Below are 14,317 nucleotides of genomic sequence, written 5' to 3'. Positions count from 1 at the left end.
GCTTCGAGGGACCGACGCGCCCGAGCCGGACATGGAGCGCGTGCTAGCGGCTGCGGGCTCGCTATGCCCGCACCCGCCCCCGCCGCAGCCGGATCGCGCGACCCTACGGCGCGTCGCCGGCGACCGCTTTGTCCGGGCAGGCAGCCGGGGCCGCCGCCTCGGAGCGGAGGAGCTTCGACTGCGCGTCGAACTGGCGGTGATCGCCGCCGAAGGAGAGGCAGTAGGAGCGACTGCCGATGCGGAGCTCGACCAGGATCTGCGACGGCTCTACTGCGAGGCTCTGCTCGAGCTCGGCGCCCTTGCCCTGGACGAGGAGGCGCTTCCCGACCACGAACTGCACCTTCGTGATCGGGCCGTAGCGGTCGGCGTAGTACACGCCCTTGCTCGGGCGATTCGCCTTCAAGAGGTGCCAGCGCGCGGCGCCGAGGCGATAGGCGGCCGAGAATCCGTCGCCGCCGACGGCCACGATGCGCAGGCTCCCACCCTCGCCGACGAGCTCCATGATGTCGGCGGGATCGCCGAGCGTGAGCCGGGCCTGGTCGGTCGAGAGCATCCGGAAGCGCCGGGCACCCGGCTTTCCGGAGCCCTCCTTCAGGAGCAGGTTCTTGCCGGTCAGGAGCTGCTCGCTGTCGGGCGTCGTCGTCGACGTCGTGCTCGAGGTGGGCGTGTCGGTGGTGGGTACGCCGGTCGTGGGCACGCCGCTGCTGCTCGTGGTGGACGGCGCGGAGGACGAGGTCGTCGACGAGGTGCTGCCGCGCGTCGTGGTCGTGCTGGGCCGGGTGGTGCTGGTGGTCGTCCGGGTCGTGCTCGTCGTGGGGCGCGTGCTCGTCGACGTGGTCGAGGTCGTCGTCGTGCGCGTCGTGCTGGTGGTGATCGTGGTCGGCGGCCGCGTGCTCGTCGTGGTGGTCGTCGACGTGGACGTGCTGCTGGTCGTCGGTCGCGTTGTCGACGACGTGCTGGTCGTGGTCGGCCGCGTCGTCGAAGTGGTCGTCGTCGACACGCCGCCGGCGCCGGCGTTCGGATCCGGGCCCGACGCCTCGTCGGGTGGATTCGCGGCCGCGAACTCCGCGAGCGTGTCGCACGTGCCGCCGGTGTCGGGGATCCCCGTGTTGAACGTCGGGACGCGCCAGCGCACCGGGCAGCTCGTGCCCGGCCCGACCGAGTCCCCGTCGAGCAGCATGCCGGGGAGCGCTGCGGACGTGACGAGGAGGGCGTCCTCGGCGACCTGCGTGAAGAGGTTGCTCTGCACGCGCACGTTCTGCGTCGGATCGCGAACGATCAGGCCGCGCGGCGACGAGCGGATGGTGTTGTGCTCGATCGTCAGCTCCGGAATCGGCAGCGAGTCCTCCTCGTTGATGACGCAGATGCCGGCCGTGGGCGAGTTCGTGATCAGGTTGTTCGTGATCCGCGCCAGCATGACAGAGCCGTCGTGGCGGCGCCCGCCCGAGTTGACAAAGATGCCGCACTGGGTGACGTCGCCGCCGAAGCCGACGTCGTCGATCACGTTGCCGTCGATGACGTGGTCGGAGTTGTAGCAGAACTCCGATGGATCGGTGGTGGGACAGCCGCTCGTCGGGGTGTAGTTGCGCATGCCGATCCCGCGCGTCACGCGCGTGATGGTGTTGCGCCGCACGACCACGCTGCGGGAGACGTCGAGGCCGATCCCGATCTCCTCCAGGTCGTCGGTGACGTTGTCCTCGACCGTCGCGCCCTCGGTCTGCTTGATCTGGATGCCGACGCCGAACGCCGACACGTCGGTGTGGTTCGGGTCATTCCACGGCGGATCGCACCAGTCGCACGGCCACCCACCCTGTCCCGAGAACCGCCGGCGGCCGGCGCCGCCGATGTGCCGCACGACGTTGCGCCGCACCATGCCGCCTGGAACGTCGAACAGGCGATAGCCGAAGCATCCGTCGGACTGGGGATTCGCGAAGCTCCAGCCGCGACAGCCGTGCTCGGCGAGGTTGTCCTCGATCAGCACTCCGGGAAGCGCGTGGCCGAGGATGAAGTGCCGCGTGACGTAGCGCTGCACGAGGTGTCGGAGCACGAGGCCGGGCGTCTCGCTGCCCGGTCCGGCCGACTGCCCCGCCTCGATGCCGCGGCCGCGCGTGCCCTCGAACGTCAGGTACTGCAGCGTGAGGAAGCGCGTGGGCCGGGCGATGTGGACGTTGTACGAGAAGTGCGGCACGTAGATCTGCGCGGCCGGGTTGGCGCCGCCGAGCGGATTCACGACCAGGACGTGCGTCGCCGGGTGGTAGCTCCACTCTCCCGGCGCCGGCGCGGCGTCGTTGTCGCCGGCGTAGGCGAGCATGGTCATGGGCGTGCCCGTCGCCTGCATGATCATGTTGGGCTCGAAGACGTCGCGGCTCTGCCCGTCGTCCTCGGGCGTGGCTTCCATGGTGCGGCGCCACACCCCGCCGCCCTGGGCGACCCAGTCGCCTCGCAGCGTCATGCCGCGGATCGTCGGCTGCTCGTCGGTAGGGCACGCCGGCGCGCGACAGCCCTGGATCACGCAGGGCTGGCCCGCCGTGCAGGCGAGGCCCTGGCCGGGGAGCGCGGAGCCGTTCTCGATCGAGAGCTGCTCGAAGTAGGCGCCGTCGAAGGCGCCGTGCGCGCCGCGGACGTTGAGGGTGTCGCCGGGCGCCATGGCCTCGATCCCTTCGCCGATCGTGCGGAAGGGACCGGATGCGCCGCAGGCGAGGGCCGTACCCGTGCCGCTGGTGTTGCAAGCGCCGTCGACGAAGTACGAGGTGGCCGACGCGGGCGTCCCGCCACCCAGGGCCAGCAGCGTCCCTAGGACGGCCAGGACGGAGCGAACCACCACCACCACCCCTCCATTGCTGCCGAACGTGACTCCAGAGTGATCCTATCTACATGAAGCGCTCGCGAAGTCTACGTCTTTGACCGGGAATTTGCGAGCGGACGGTGACATTTTCATGGCTGCCGTGCAGTTCCACTGCGACCAAGGTACGGGCAGCTTCATCCTCGTTTTAAAATCGGGGCGGCAAGAGCGGCAGGAAGCGCTGGTAAAGCTCGCGAAACTCGGAGAAACGCGTGCGTACGGCGTTCGGCGCGCCCGTGATGATTCCGATCACGCCGGCCCCGACGACGATTGCCGCGAGCGCCGCCGATCCGTAGCCCGGGCCGCGCATGGAAGAGTACGCGCGTCGCGATGCTCGCGCCGGCGACGAGGTGCAACCCAGGAAGAACGCGAGCCCCGAGAGCGCCTGCACGCGCACGAGGGCTCGCATCCGCATCGAGGCTCACCGGTCCTCGAAGACCACGTAGAAGGGCGTCGGGCCGAGGGTCAGGTCGAGCTGATCCGGATCGCCGAGATCGGATTCCGTGCCGTCCATCTCGACCCGGCGCACGTCACGATAGACCGGCGAGACCAGCGGGCTGATCGCGACCCCATCCGCGGTTGCCCAGAAGACCACGACCGTCTGGCGCCCCTTCTTGTTCCGGAACGCGAACGCGTAGCTCTCCTGCGGCAGCCCGAGCTCCACCCGCATGTCGCGCACGAAGCGGCTCGGGCCCAGGACGTGAGCGAGCGTTCGCGCGGCGGCGTACGACGGCTTGGGATCGAGCGGCGCCGCCGTCGGATCGGGCTGATAGCGGAAGAGTCCGAACGCCGCCTCCTTGTCGGTCGCGAAGTTCGGGTAGTCGAGGAGCGTGTACCAGCACACGCGCTCGGCGCGCTGCGAGAGCGCGAGAATGACCGACCGTACGAGGTAGCGCGCCTGGTCGAGCTCGCTGACGCCGGGTGGGAATCCCGCCACGCCGCTTTCGGGTGCCGTATGCCATCCGAGCTCGGTCACCCAGAGCGGCAAGCGCGCCGCGTTCGACTCGGTCAGACGATCGCGGAAGTCCCGCATCTGGTGCGTGACCGACAAGAAGCCCGGCATCGACGGATCGTCCGCTTCCGGCGGCGGCGCTTGCAGGAACGTGTACGGGTGCACCGCGGCCGCCTGGAACTTGCGATGCCATTTCTTGTCCGCACTGGTCGCGGCGCTGAAGAAGCCGTAGTCGCGGCCGTAGAGGATCAAGTCGAGGGTCGGTGCGAGCCCTCCCGTGACGACGGTCGCGCGCGGATCGGCACGGCGGAGCGCGCGTGCCGCCGGGCCCGCGAGCCGCGCGTACGCGGCCGGATCGGGTGCCGGCTTCCAGAATCCCGAGAGGCCGTTGTTGGGCTCGTTCCACACCTCCCAGCCCTCGACCCGGCGGCGGTAGCGCGTGGCCGTCTCGCCGGCGAACGCGGCGAACGCCCCCGGATCGTCGGGTGGATAGCGGTCGTCGCCGGCCGGCGCCGCGCTCGCGGCCCAGTCGACCCCGTAGTCGAGGATGCCGAGGAGCCGCACGCCGTGTGCGGCGGCGCGATCCACGAGGTCGTCGTAGCGCGAGAAGTCGAGCGCAGCCGGAGGCGGCGCCGGCTGGATCCGCGACCAGGTGAAATCGGTGCGCATGAGCTTCCAGCCGGCGTCGGCGAGCGCGGCCAGGTACAGATCGCGCGCCGCGGGCGCGAGCGCCAGAAAGGGGCCGTCCGACTGCGAGACGCAGAGCGCGTCGGACACCCGCACGGGACGGCGCACGGGCGGCGCGCTCTGGGCGTGGGCGAGCGACGCGACGAGCGCGACGAGTGCGATGACCCTCACGATGCGCGCCTTCGCAGCTCGGCCAGGATCGCGAGGCCGTCGGGACAGAAGGGCTCGCGGGTCGCGCGCGTGGCGATCGTGTCCGGCGCGACGAACTCGCCGCACACGACCTCCTCGGGCTGGAGCCGGAACGGCCCGCTGTGCACCGCGCGGTAGACCATGCCGTGCACGATCGAGACGGCGTCGGCCCAGCGGAAGGGGAAGAGGCGCTCGAGCGGCGCGCTGATGCCGAGCTCCTCGACCAGCTCGCGCGCCGCTCCGTCGTCGAACGACTCGCCCGCGGCGACCACGCCACCCACGCACACGTCCCAGTGCGACGGATAGACGTCCTTGGCCGCGGTGCGCAGATGGACGAACAGGTTCCCGTCCCGATCGAACACCAGGACATAGGTGCTGCGGTGGGGGAGCCGCCGAGCGCGCATCTCGCGGCGTGTGACCTGACCGGTCGTGCGCCCGGCGTCGTCGACCACGTCGACGAGCTCGCGACCCGCATCGCCGATGCCCGTCATGCGTCGTCGAACGATCCGCCGACGGCGGCGAGCTCCTCGGGCGTGTTGACGTTGAGCATGCTGCGCGCCGTCCCGCGGATGCCGCGCAAGAGATCCTCGCCCACGTAGTCGACCTGGAGGAGCGGAAGGAGCTCGCGCATGGCGTGCCGCCCCGCGCGCAGGCATTCCTCGACGACCGGGAGGATGCGGACGGCGTAGACCGCGTGCAGTGGCTCGACGTCGTTGTCCCAGCGCGGCACGATCGCATCCGCGGCGCCGATGCGGCCGACCAGGAATCGGATCACGTCGGCTTCGAGCCCCGGCATGTCGCAGGCGGCGACGAAGACGTGCGCGTCGCGCGTGACGCGCATCGCCGCGTGGACGCCGGCCAGCGGACCGGCGTTGGGGAACACGTCGGCGACGGTGTCGGCGCCGAGCGCGCGGAAGCGTTCGGGCCGATTGGTCGCCACGACGACGTGCGGAAACAGGGAATGGAACAAACGCAGCGTCCGCGCGGCGATCGGCTCACCCCCCACGGCGGCGAAGGCCTTGTCGCGCCCGCCCATGCGCGAGGCGCGGCCGCCGGCGAGCAGGACGCCGGTCACCTGCGCGCCGTTTCCCGGGCGGTTCATGCGTGCCGTACCAACACCGCAGGCCGACCGCAGTCAACCGCGTTGACAGGCCGCGCGACCGGCGCGAAAAAGCGGGTCCATCGCATGCAGGCCGACCTCGACGTCGCCGCGGCGTGTCTCGTCCGCGCGCGGTACGTGATCGCGCTCACCGGCGCGGGGTTGTCGGTGGAGAGCGGCATCCCGCCGTTCCGTGGTCCCGGCGGGCTCTGGACCAAGTACGGCGAGCCGCCCATGAACGGCTACCAGCGCTTCCTGGCCGATCCGAAGAAGGCGTGGGAGGACCGCCTGGATCCGCGCGGTCCCATGCGCGAGCTGTGGGAGGCGCTCGGGCGCGCCGAGCCGAACGCGGGGCATCGGGCGCTCGTGCGGCTGGAGGAGATGGGCGTCGTGCGGGCGACGATCACGCAGAACGTCGACAATCTCCACCGTCTCGCCGGCAGTCGCCGGCTCCTCGAGATCCACGGCAACGCGACCCTCATCCGCTGCATCGAATGCGTGACCCGCTTCGAGCGGGCCGAGATCGACTATGCGGTCCTGCCGCCGAGCTGTCCGCGGTGCAGCGGTCTCCTCAAGAGCGACACCGTGTCGTTCGGCGAGCCGATCCCGCCCGACGTGCTCGCGGCGTGCAGCGACGAAGCCGACCGTGCCGACTGCATGATCGTCGCCGGGACGTCGGCGACGGTGTACCCGGCGGCGGGATTTCCGATCGCGATCGCCGAGCGCGGCGGCGATCTCATCGAGGTGAATCCGTATCCGTCCGAGCTGACGTCGATGTGCCGCGTGACGCTGTCGGGGCCGGCGGGCGACGTCCTGCCCCAGCTCGCCGATCGCGTGCGGGCCCTGTTATAGCCGCCCCAAGACTACGTCTTGGGGCGGGGTAGACGCGAGAGTGGGGCGTGCGTGGTACGCGCGACCGGCATGCCGCGGCCGGCGAAGCCGGCGCGGCACACGAGGCACGCGCGAATCGACGCCCCTAGTTTGATGGCGGCCGCAGAGCCGGGAGCGCCGCGCTTCGACCCTTTGCGCGTTCCTGATTTGCCGCGCCAGCTTCGCTGGCCGCGGCATGCCGGTCGCGCGTGCCACGGGCGCTCCATACTCGGTCTTCCCCGCCCCAAGACGCAGTCTTAAGGGGCGGCGTCCTAGGGCGACGGGAATCCGACCAGCGACGTCGCGCGGCCGCGCCGATCGAAGGCGATGCTGCGCCCGTAGCCATAGTTCCAGACCACCACGCCCGACGCGCTGTTCTCGACCGAGAGCGGCTGCCCTACGAGGCGCGCCACCTCGTCGGTGGTCATGCCGCGTTTGAGCGTGCGCATCGCTTCGTAGCCGGGACGCGGCTGCGGCTCGCCGTAGCTCGGCTCCGGCGGCGGTGGCGCCGACTGCGCAGCTCCGAGCTCCGCGAGCTGCACGGCGCGCTGGTCGAGCACGGCCGCGAGCTGCTCGAGCCGTGATTGCGTGGCTTCGAGACGCTCGGTGAGATCGACGATGCGATCGAGGATCGCGTCGAGACGCTCGACGACCTCGGCCTGGTCCGCCGCCTTCTCCTCGGCGTGCTCCTGCTCGGTCACGACGAGCTGCAGATCCTCGGGCGCGGTCACGACGATTTCGGGCTTCTTCTCGATCGCCTTGATCGTGCCGTGCACGCGCACCTTGCGACCGACGAACGTCGCGTCGAGCGTGTCGGGCGGGAACGTCTTGAAGCTCCCCGCCTGGACGACGACGGTGAACCGGTTGAAGGTCGGATCGAAGGCCAGCAGGCACGAGGTGGGAGAGCAATGGATGCCGATGATGCGGCCCTCGACGGTCGCTTCCTCGCCGACGTGCTTCTCCGCTTGGTCCCAGGAGATCGGTTCAGCCGCGCCGAGCGCGCCCGCGCTTGCGAGCAGCGCCGCGAGCAGCGGGAAGAATGCCAACGGTCGCATACGCTTGACCCGCCTTCGACGAAGCTCCTATAGAACCGCGGTCGCGAAGTCCATTCCGACCGTCTTCCCATGCCCGACTACACCGGCCCGATCCCCCTGCCGACGCCCGAGACGCGTCCCTTCTGGGACGCGGCGAAGCGGCACGAGCTTCGATTGCCCCGCTGCCGCGCGTGCGGGGCGTTCCACTACTACCCGCGCGGCGCGTGCCCGGGCTGCCTCTCCGGGGATCTCGCCTGGGAGCGTGTGAGCGGCAAGGCGACGCTGCACACCTTCACGATCGTCCATCGGGGACAGAAGGGCTTCCCCGTTCCGACGCCGTACGTGCTCGCCGTCGTCGAGCTGGCCGAGGGCCCGCGCATGATGACGACGCTCGTCGACGTCGACCCGCAGGCGGTGAAGGTGGGAATGCCCGTCGAGGTCGCGTTCCGCGACGTGTCCGACACGATCGCGCTGCCGCTATTCCGGCCGGCGGGGGCGCGATGAGCGCACGCGATCGGCGGAGGCTCCGCGGCCGGGTGGCCATCGTGGGCCAGGGCGAGTCCGACGAGCACGGCAAGCTCCCGCACAAGTCGGCGTTCCAGCTCCACGCGGAGTCGGCACGCAACGCGCTCGCCGACGCGGGGCTCGGACTGAAGGACGTCGACGCCGTCTTCAGCGCCGGCCTGTGGATGGGCTCCGAGACGGCGGAGTACCTGGGCATCCGGCCGCGCTACATCGACGGCACGCAGATCGGCGGGTGCTCCTTCATCGCGCACGTGCAGCACGCCGCCGCGGCGATCGACGCGGGCATCGTCGACGTCGCGCTCATCACGCACGGCGAGAGCGGCGCGTCGCGCGTCGGCATGCCGGGTACGCGCTTCGGTCCGGACGCGTTCCGCATGCAGTTCGAGAACCCGTTCGGCCTCGCCGGACCACCGACGGGCTACGCCCTCGCGGCGACCCGGCACATGCACGAGTACGGGACGACGAGCGAGCAGCTCGCCGAGCTCGCCGTGTCGACACGGAAGTGGGCCCAGCTGAACCCGCGCGCGATCATGCGCGACCCGCTGACGGTCGAGGAGGTGCTCGCGTCGCGCGTCATCGCGTGGCCGCTGCATCTTCTCGACTGCTGCCTGGTGACCGACGCCGGCGGCGCCGTCGTGCTCACCTCGGCCGAGCGCGCGCGCGATCTAGGGAAGCCGCCCGTCTACGTGCTCGGCACGGGCGAGGCGTCGACGCACGTGATGGTCTCGCAGATGCCGAACTTCGCCTTCTGGGACGCGGCGAGGACGGCGTCCGAGGCGGCGTTCGCGATGGCCGGCGTCCGGCACGCCGACATCGACGTCGCGATGTTCTACGACGCGTTCACCATCGTCCCGGTGATGGGGCTCGAAGCCACGGGCTTCTGCAAGCCGGGCGAGGGCGGCGCGTTCGTGTCGGGGGGCCGCACGGCGCCGGGCGGCGCCTTCCCGATGAACACGAACGGCGGCGGTCTCTCGTACACGCACAGCGGCATGTACGGCATGTTCACCCTCACCGAAGCCGTGCGACAGCTCCGCGGCGAGTGCGGGCCACGCCAGGTGAAGGGCGCGAAGACGGCCATCTGCCACGGCCTGGGCGGCATGTTCAGCGCATCGGCGACGCTCGTCTGCGGGACGGAGATCCCCTGACGTGGCGCTGCCGGTGCTTCTCTACACGAAGACCGGCTGCCCCTGGTGCGACGCGAAGCGCGCCGAGCTCGCAGCGCGCGGCCTCGCGGTGCGGGAGATCGACGTCGGCGCGCGGCCGCAGGCGATCGTCGAGCTCCTGAAGCTGACGGGCGGCCGCCGGATCGTGCCGGTCGTGGTCGAGGGCGGGAAGATCGCCGTCGCGCCCGAGGGCGGCTCGCCCTTCTGAGGGCTACTTGCCGCGATCGCGGTCGCGCACGCCCTCGAGCGGTTCGCCCGGGAGCGGACGACCCCAGGGATCGGTGCGCGGGATGTGGAGGCGTGCGAGCGTCGCCTGCGTGTCCTCGTTCACCCACGGCTGGCCGAGGGCGCACGGCACGGGTTTGCCGTCCTCGGGCACGCAATCGAAGGCGGGGAACGCACCCTTCTGATAGTCGAGGGACATTCGCGTGGCCACGGATGCTTCCTAGCGTCCGCGCCCCGATGCTTCAACCGCGATCGGGCCGTGGTATGGAAACCCGATGAGCCGTATCGCACTTGCCTTCTCGCCGCTGCGCGACGCCCAGCCGGGGGACATCCTCGACTGGTCGCGCCGGGCCGAGGCTCTCGGTTTCGAGGCGGTCCTGGTCCCGGAATCGTTCAACGACTCGCTCGCCTACGCACAGGCGATCGCCGCGGCGACGGAGCGCCTCAAGGTGGGGACCGCGATCACGAACATCTACCTCCGCCACCCGAGCCTGCTCGCGCAGCAGGCCGCCGCCGTGCAGGCCTTCTCGAAGGGACGGCTGCTCCTCGGGCTCGGCGTCGGCCACCGGCCCGTGAACGCGTCGCTCGGCATCGACATGGGCGATCCGCTCGCGAAGACGCGCGCGGTGATCGAGACGCTGCGGACGGGTTGGGCGAAGGGACCGTACCAGCCGCGTCCCGAGACGCCGCCGCGCATCCTCGCCGCGGCGCTCGCGCCCAAGATGGTCGAGCTCGCCGGCGAGTGCGCCGATGGCGTCATCTTCAACCTCTTCCCCGTCGCCCGGTACGCCAAGGCGCTGCCGTGGCTCCGGCGCGGCGCCGGGAAGGGCGGACGGGACTTCGCGACCTACGAGGTCTGCCACTTCACGACCTGCTACCTCGGCGACGACCCGGCTGCGTGCCGTGCCGAGGCCAAGCGCATGCTGGCGCGCTACGCGAACCTGCCCTTCTACGGCAACATGCTCGCGAAGAGCGGCTTCGCGAGCGAGGTCGAGGCAATCCGCGCGGCGATGAAGGCGCGCGACGTCGCGAAGGCCGAGAGAGAAGTGAGCGACGCGATGGCCGACGCGACGACCCTCTGCGGCCGCCCCGAAGCGTGTCGCGAGCGGCTCGCCGAGTACCACCGCGCGGGCGCGACGCTCTCGATCGTGTTCCCGAACCCCGTCGGCGAGTCCCGCGCGGCGGCCTCGGCGCGCGCCATCGAAGGGCTGGCGCCGCGCTGACGTCGTCCTCGTCGGCTGCGTCGCGGCGGCGAGGCGGTCCGCGAGGTCGGGGGGCGAGGCTTCGGCTTCGGCTCCGGCGCGCGAGAAGACACTCGGCCCGTCACGGTCCGGCATTTCGTCGCGCCGCTTCGCAGGCGCCTCCGCCTCGCCCCCCGACCTCGCGACGCGACGCCGCGACGTAGACGACGAGAACGGCGTCGGCGCGGCGCTGTGCGGGGGGGGCGGCCGATGCGGCGCGTGCGCCGCGAGGGTGGGGTGCGGGGTGCTCTCGGAGCGAGCCCGCAGGGCCTTGCGCGCGCAACGATTGGCGGCCGTGTCGCTCCGGTCTACGCCGCGCGCACGGCCCGAGGACCGCGAGCGAAGGGAGCGCTCCGCGCCCACCCTCGCGTCACCGACCCAATGCTTCGCCCCCGCGAAGGTAGCGCCAGACGCCGACGATCGTGAGGAACAGCATCACGTGCACCGCGATCACCGGTGGCCAGCCGATGAGGTAGAGCACGTCGTTCTCGATCCCCGGCTTGAACGGACCGCCGCCGAAGGCGAGGCCGCGCGTGCCGAAGAGCGGATGGAGCATGGTCGGGAGCGTGAACAGCCACGCGGTCGTGACCGCGCACCAGAAGAGCACCGTGTGCTGCCGCGCGCGCAGGCGCAGGAACTGTCCGCCGAGCCCGAGCGCCATCAAGAGGAGGCCCTGCGTGATGCCTTCCATGTGCGCCATGCGCCAGGCGCGCGCGTCGCCGGGGATCTGCACCTGGATGCTGCCGGGGATCGGCCACAGGACGATCTCGCCCAGGAGGTTGAAGAACCACGCCCAGCCGGAGACGACCGCGGCGACGATCAGGCCGAAGCCGTTCAAGAACAAGAGCGCGCGCAGGCGCTCGGGCATCGTGGACTCGGTCGCGGTCGGCATGGGTCGCTCCTAGGCGCGCGCGACCATCGCCGCCGGCGTGAGGTGCATGCGCGTCGTGTCGAGTCGGACGAGGGCAGGCTCGCCCGCGTCGTACAGGCGCACCCACTCGCGCGCCCACGCAGGATCGCGGAAGCGCGTCGGTCGGTGCCAGGGGAGGAGGCTCTCCAAGAGCCAGGGCGTGAGGTACCCGAAGATGCGGAGCATCAGGAGCGGGATGCGGATCCGCGTCCGCCACCGCCCCCACAGCCCGTCGTGACGCAGCAGCATGATGTAGGCGCGGCGCGTCCGCGACAGCGTGTGGTGCGCGGCGAAGAGGAGGCCGTACACGCGCAGGCTCCACCGTCCGACCACGTGCTGGTAGACGTCGAATGCGGCGTGCTTGTGCTCGAGCTCCTCGACGAAGTGCCAGAGGACCAGCGACGAGACGCTCGGGTCGGCGCCGGCGAAGAAGTACCGGCGCATGCGGATCAGCATGTGGCCCACCGCGAGCGCCATGGTCTCGAAGCCGGCCGTGTACGCGAGGTGGAACTCGAGCGGGCGCTCGCGCACGAAGCGCGCGTAGTCCTCCTCGAGCAGGCGCTCGTAGTCGCGGATCTCGCCGTAGCCCTTGGCGACGAGCAGGTCGTTCAGCCGCCGGTGCTGCTTGAAGTGGTGAGCCTCCTGCCCCATGTAGCCGCGCGCCTCCTCGAGGAGCGCCGGATCCGTGATCTGCTTCGTCGCCTCGCGGATGGCGTCGATCAGGTACGGCTCCAGATACGGCATCAGGAGCGACGCCGCGTTCACCACCTGGCTCCACTCGGGCTTGCCGGGGTTCCAGTGCGGGTCGAAGTCGGCGGGATACTCGAACTGGACCCTGCGGACCAGGATCCCGGCCGGGGTCTTCGCCGCCGCCACGGCCACCTTCTACCGCAGCGGGGTGTGGGTGCTGCAAGCCGCGTCAGCTCGGGCGGGGGCGCGGGTGCGGGAACTGGGTGCCGAGGAAGGCGTCGAACGCGCGGTCGGGCAGCCAGCGCTTCAGGAACATCATGGTGCGCGCCGCGGCCGTGATCGGGTAGCGCGTCTTCGGCCGGCTGGCGGTGATGGCGCGCAGGATGGCCTGCGCGACGCTCTCCGGCGTCCCCGCGGCGACCGCCATCCAGCCCTCGAACGCCTCGTGGATCTTGCCGGCGACGGCGGCGTTGAAGTCGGCGTACGGCGACGCGTCGCGCGCCACCTGGTGCACGTTCGCGATCGCGGTGTCGCCGAAGCGCGTCTTGATCGGGCCCGGCTCGATGATCACGACGTCGATGCCGAAGCCGCGCACCTCGAAACGTATCGCGTCGGAGAGCGCCTCCACGGCGTATTTCGTCGCGTGGTAGAAGGCGCCGCCGGGGAGCGTCAGCGTCCCGCCGACGGAGCTGATGTTGACGATCTTGCCCCACCCCTGGCGCCGCATGGCGGGCAGCACGAGCTGGCACATGCGCGTGAGGCCGAAGACGTTGGTCTCGAACTGCCGGCGCACCAGCTCCATGGGCGTCTCCTCGAACGCGCCCTCGAGCCCGTAGCCGGCGTTGTTCACGAGCACGCCGACGGCGCCGTGCGCCTTCTCGACCACGTCGACCGCGGCGCGCATCGAGGCCTCGTCGCACACGTCGAGGGCGAGGGTCTTGCAGCCCTTCGCCTCGAGATCGCGGATGGCCTCGAGCTTGCGGGCGGTCGCGTAGACGGCCCAGCCGTTCTGAGCGAGCACCTCAGCCGTCGCGCGTCCGATGCCGGTCGAGCAGCCGGTGATGAGAACGGCCTTCGAGATCTGGGTCGCCATGCCGATTCCCTCCGTCGCGTCAGTCTCGCCAGTCGAGCGACTGGCGCATCATCTGCTCGTACTGCTCGAAGTCCATCTGCTTGTAGGCGGTCGCGATCATGTGCGCGTCCTCGCCGGCGAGGTAGCGCAGCTTCGGCGCGGGATCGCGGACGGCGTCGTAGATGAGGTTCGCGACCTCGGCGGGATCGGCCATCTCGCCGCCGGGACGCAGCCGCACGAGCCGTTCGTCGAAGCGCTCGGAGTACGCCCAGTAGGGCGACCTCGGCGTGAAACCGGCGCCGGGGAACGCGTTGTCGAGGAGGCGCGTTCCGTACTGTCCGGGCTCGATCAGCACCACGCGGACGCCGAACGGATGCACCTCGAAGTGGAGCGCCTCGGAGATGGCTTCGAGCGCGTGCTTGCTGGCGGAGTAGTAGCCACCGTACGGCCGCGCGACGAGCCCGGCGATGGAGGACACGTTGACGATCGTGCCAGTGTGCCGCGCGCGCATGCCCGGCAGCACCGCACGGATCACCCGCAGCGTGCCGAAGACGTTGGTGTCGAACTGCTGGTGGACGTCCTCGGGGGTCGCGTCCTCGATCGAGGAGCGCAGCTCGATACCGGCGTTGTTCACCAGCACGTCGACCTCGCCCGCTTCGCGCACGGCGGCGTCGACCGACGCCTGGTCGCAGACGTCGAGCCGGGCGACGCGGATCGGCAGTCGCTCCTCGACCGCCGCCGCGAGCTCCTTGGGGGTCTTGGCGGGCGTGCGCATGGTCGCGAGCACGCGGTCGCCGGCGCGCGCGAAGCGGAGCGCG

The 14,317-nt window shown here is 71.0% G+C and carries 16 protein-coding genes; 5 read left to right on the top strand and 11 right to left on the bottom strand.

Annotation, left to right across the window (positions count from 1 at the left end):
* Positions 1-103: 103 nt before the first annotated feature.
* From VMS22_21665 to VMS22_21645, 5 genes are all read right to left on the bottom strand, one after another.
* Positions 104-2,821, bottom strand: a complete 2,718-nt coding sequence (locus VMS22_21665) for a right-handed parallel beta-helix repeat-containing protein (protein HXJ36653.1) — start codon at positions 2,819-2,821, stop codon at positions 104-106.
* Between the two features lie 169 nt (positions 2,822-2,990).
* Complete coding sequence (locus VMS22_21660) at positions 2,991-3,257, bottom strand: hypothetical protein (GenBank protein ID HXJ36652.1); 267 nt, start codon at positions 3,255-3,257, stop codon at positions 2,991-2,993.
* Positions 3,258-3,263: 6 nt separating this feature from the next.
* Positions 3,264-4,652 (bottom strand): cellulase family glycosylhydrolase, encoded by a 1,389-nt coding sequence (locus tag VMS22_21655; protein ID HXJ36651.1) that lies wholly within the window; start codon positions 4,650-4,652, stop codon positions 3,264-3,266.
* Positions 4,649-5,161, bottom strand: a complete 513-nt coding sequence (locus tag VMS22_21650) for an NUDIX domain-containing protein (protein ID HXJ36650.1) — start codon at positions 5,159-5,161, stop codon at positions 4,649-4,651. The genes VMS22_21655 and VMS22_21650 overlap by 4 nt, the downstream gene beginning before the upstream one ends.
* Positions 5,158-5,772: a molybdenum cofactor guanylyltransferase gene (locus VMS22_21645; protein HXJ36649.1), complete on the bottom strand. Its 615-nt coding sequence runs from the start codon at positions 5,770-5,772 to the stop codon at positions 5,158-5,160. The genes VMS22_21650 and VMS22_21645 overlap by 4 nt, the downstream gene beginning before the upstream one ends.
* 84 nt (positions 5,773-5,856) lie before the next feature.
* Between VMS22_21645 and VMS22_21640 the strand changes: the two genes are divergently transcribed.
* A complete protein-coding gene (locus VMS22_21640) occupies positions 5,857-6,621 on the top strand; it encodes a Sir2 family NAD-dependent protein deacetylase (protein HXJ36648.1) in 765 nt (254 codons plus the stop codon).
* Between the two features lie 290 nt (positions 6,622-6,911).
* On the opposite strand, the gene VMS22_21635 is transcribed toward VMS22_21640, so the two are convergent.
* Positions 6,912-7,694 carry a hypothetical protein gene (locus VMS22_21635; GenBank protein HXJ36647.1) on the bottom strand — a complete coding sequence of 261 codons (783 nt, stop codon included), beginning with the start codon at positions 7,692-7,694 and terminating at the stop codon, positions 6,912-6,914.
* A 69-nt stretch (positions 7,695-7,763) separates the two neighbouring features.
* On the opposite strand from VMS22_21635, the gene VMS22_21630 reads away from it, so the two are divergent.
* Genes VMS22_21630 through VMS22_21620 form a run of 3 tightly spaced genes read left to right on the top strand, consistent with a single transcriptional unit; the run spans position 7,764 to position 9,569 of the window.
* Entirely contained in the window at positions 7,764-8,177 is a 414-nt protein-coding gene (locus VMS22_21630; GenBank protein ID HXJ36646.1) for a Zn-ribbon domain-containing OB-fold protein, read from the top strand.
* Entirely contained in the window at positions 8,174-9,343 is a 1,170-nt protein-coding gene (locus tag VMS22_21625) for an acetyl-CoA acetyltransferase (GenBank protein ID HXJ36645.1), read from the top strand. Before VMS22_21630 ends, VMS22_21625 begins: the two co-directional genes overlap by 4 nt.
* Before the next feature lies 1 nt (position 9,344).
* Complete coding sequence (locus VMS22_21620; protein HXJ36644.1) at positions 9,345-9,569, top strand: glutaredoxin family protein; 225 nt, start codon at positions 9,345-9,347, stop codon at positions 9,567-9,569.
* A gap of 3 nt (positions 9,570-9,572) precedes the next feature.
* Here the strand turns inward: VMS22_21620 and VMS22_21615 are convergent, their stop codons facing one another.
* Complete coding sequence (locus VMS22_21615) at positions 9,573-9,797, bottom strand: hypothetical protein (GenBank protein ID HXJ36643.1); 225 nt, start codon at positions 9,795-9,797, stop codon at positions 9,573-9,575.
* A 64-nt stretch (positions 9,798-9,861) separates the two neighbouring features.
* Between VMS22_21615 and VMS22_21610 the strand changes: the two genes are divergently transcribed.
* A complete protein-coding gene (locus tag VMS22_21610) occupies positions 9,862-10,809 on the top strand; it encodes an LLM class flavin-dependent oxidoreductase (protein ID HXJ36642.1) in 948 nt (315 codons plus the stop codon).
* A gap of 388 nt (positions 10,810-11,197) precedes the next feature.
* Here VMS22_21610 and VMS22_21605 read toward each other — a convergent pair whose 3' ends face one another.
* The 4 genes from VMS22_21605 to VMS22_21590 form a co-directional block, all read right to left on the bottom strand.
* Positions 11,198-11,719, bottom strand: coding sequence for a hypothetical protein (locus VMS22_21605; GenBank protein HXJ36641.1), 522 nt, complete (start codon positions 11,717-11,719; stop codon positions 11,198-11,200).
* Positions 11,720-11,728: 9 nt separating this feature from the next.
* Positions 11,729-12,613 carry a metal-dependent hydrolase gene (locus VMS22_21600; GenBank protein ID HXJ36640.1) on the bottom strand — a complete coding sequence of 295 codons (885 nt, stop codon included), beginning with the start codon at positions 12,611-12,613 and terminating at the stop codon, positions 11,729-11,731.
* Positions 12,614-12,656: 43 nt separating this feature from the next.
* Positions 12,657-13,520: an oxidoreductase gene (locus VMS22_21595; GenBank protein ID HXJ36639.1), complete on the bottom strand. Its 864-nt coding sequence runs from the start codon at positions 13,518-13,520 to the stop codon at positions 12,657-12,659.
* A 19-nt stretch (positions 13,521-13,539) separates the two neighbouring features.
* Positions 13,540-14,317, bottom strand: a 778-nt coding sequence (locus VMS22_21590) for an SDR family oxidoreductase (GenBank protein HXJ36638.1), incomplete at its 5' end; no start/stop codon positions are given.

It is taken from the genome of Candidatus Eisenbacteria bacterium, assembly GCA_035577985.1.
GTDB lineage: Bacteria > Desulfobacterota > Binatia > DP-6 > DP-6 > DATJZY01.
This window is presented reverse-complemented; position numbering and strand designations above follow the sequence as displayed.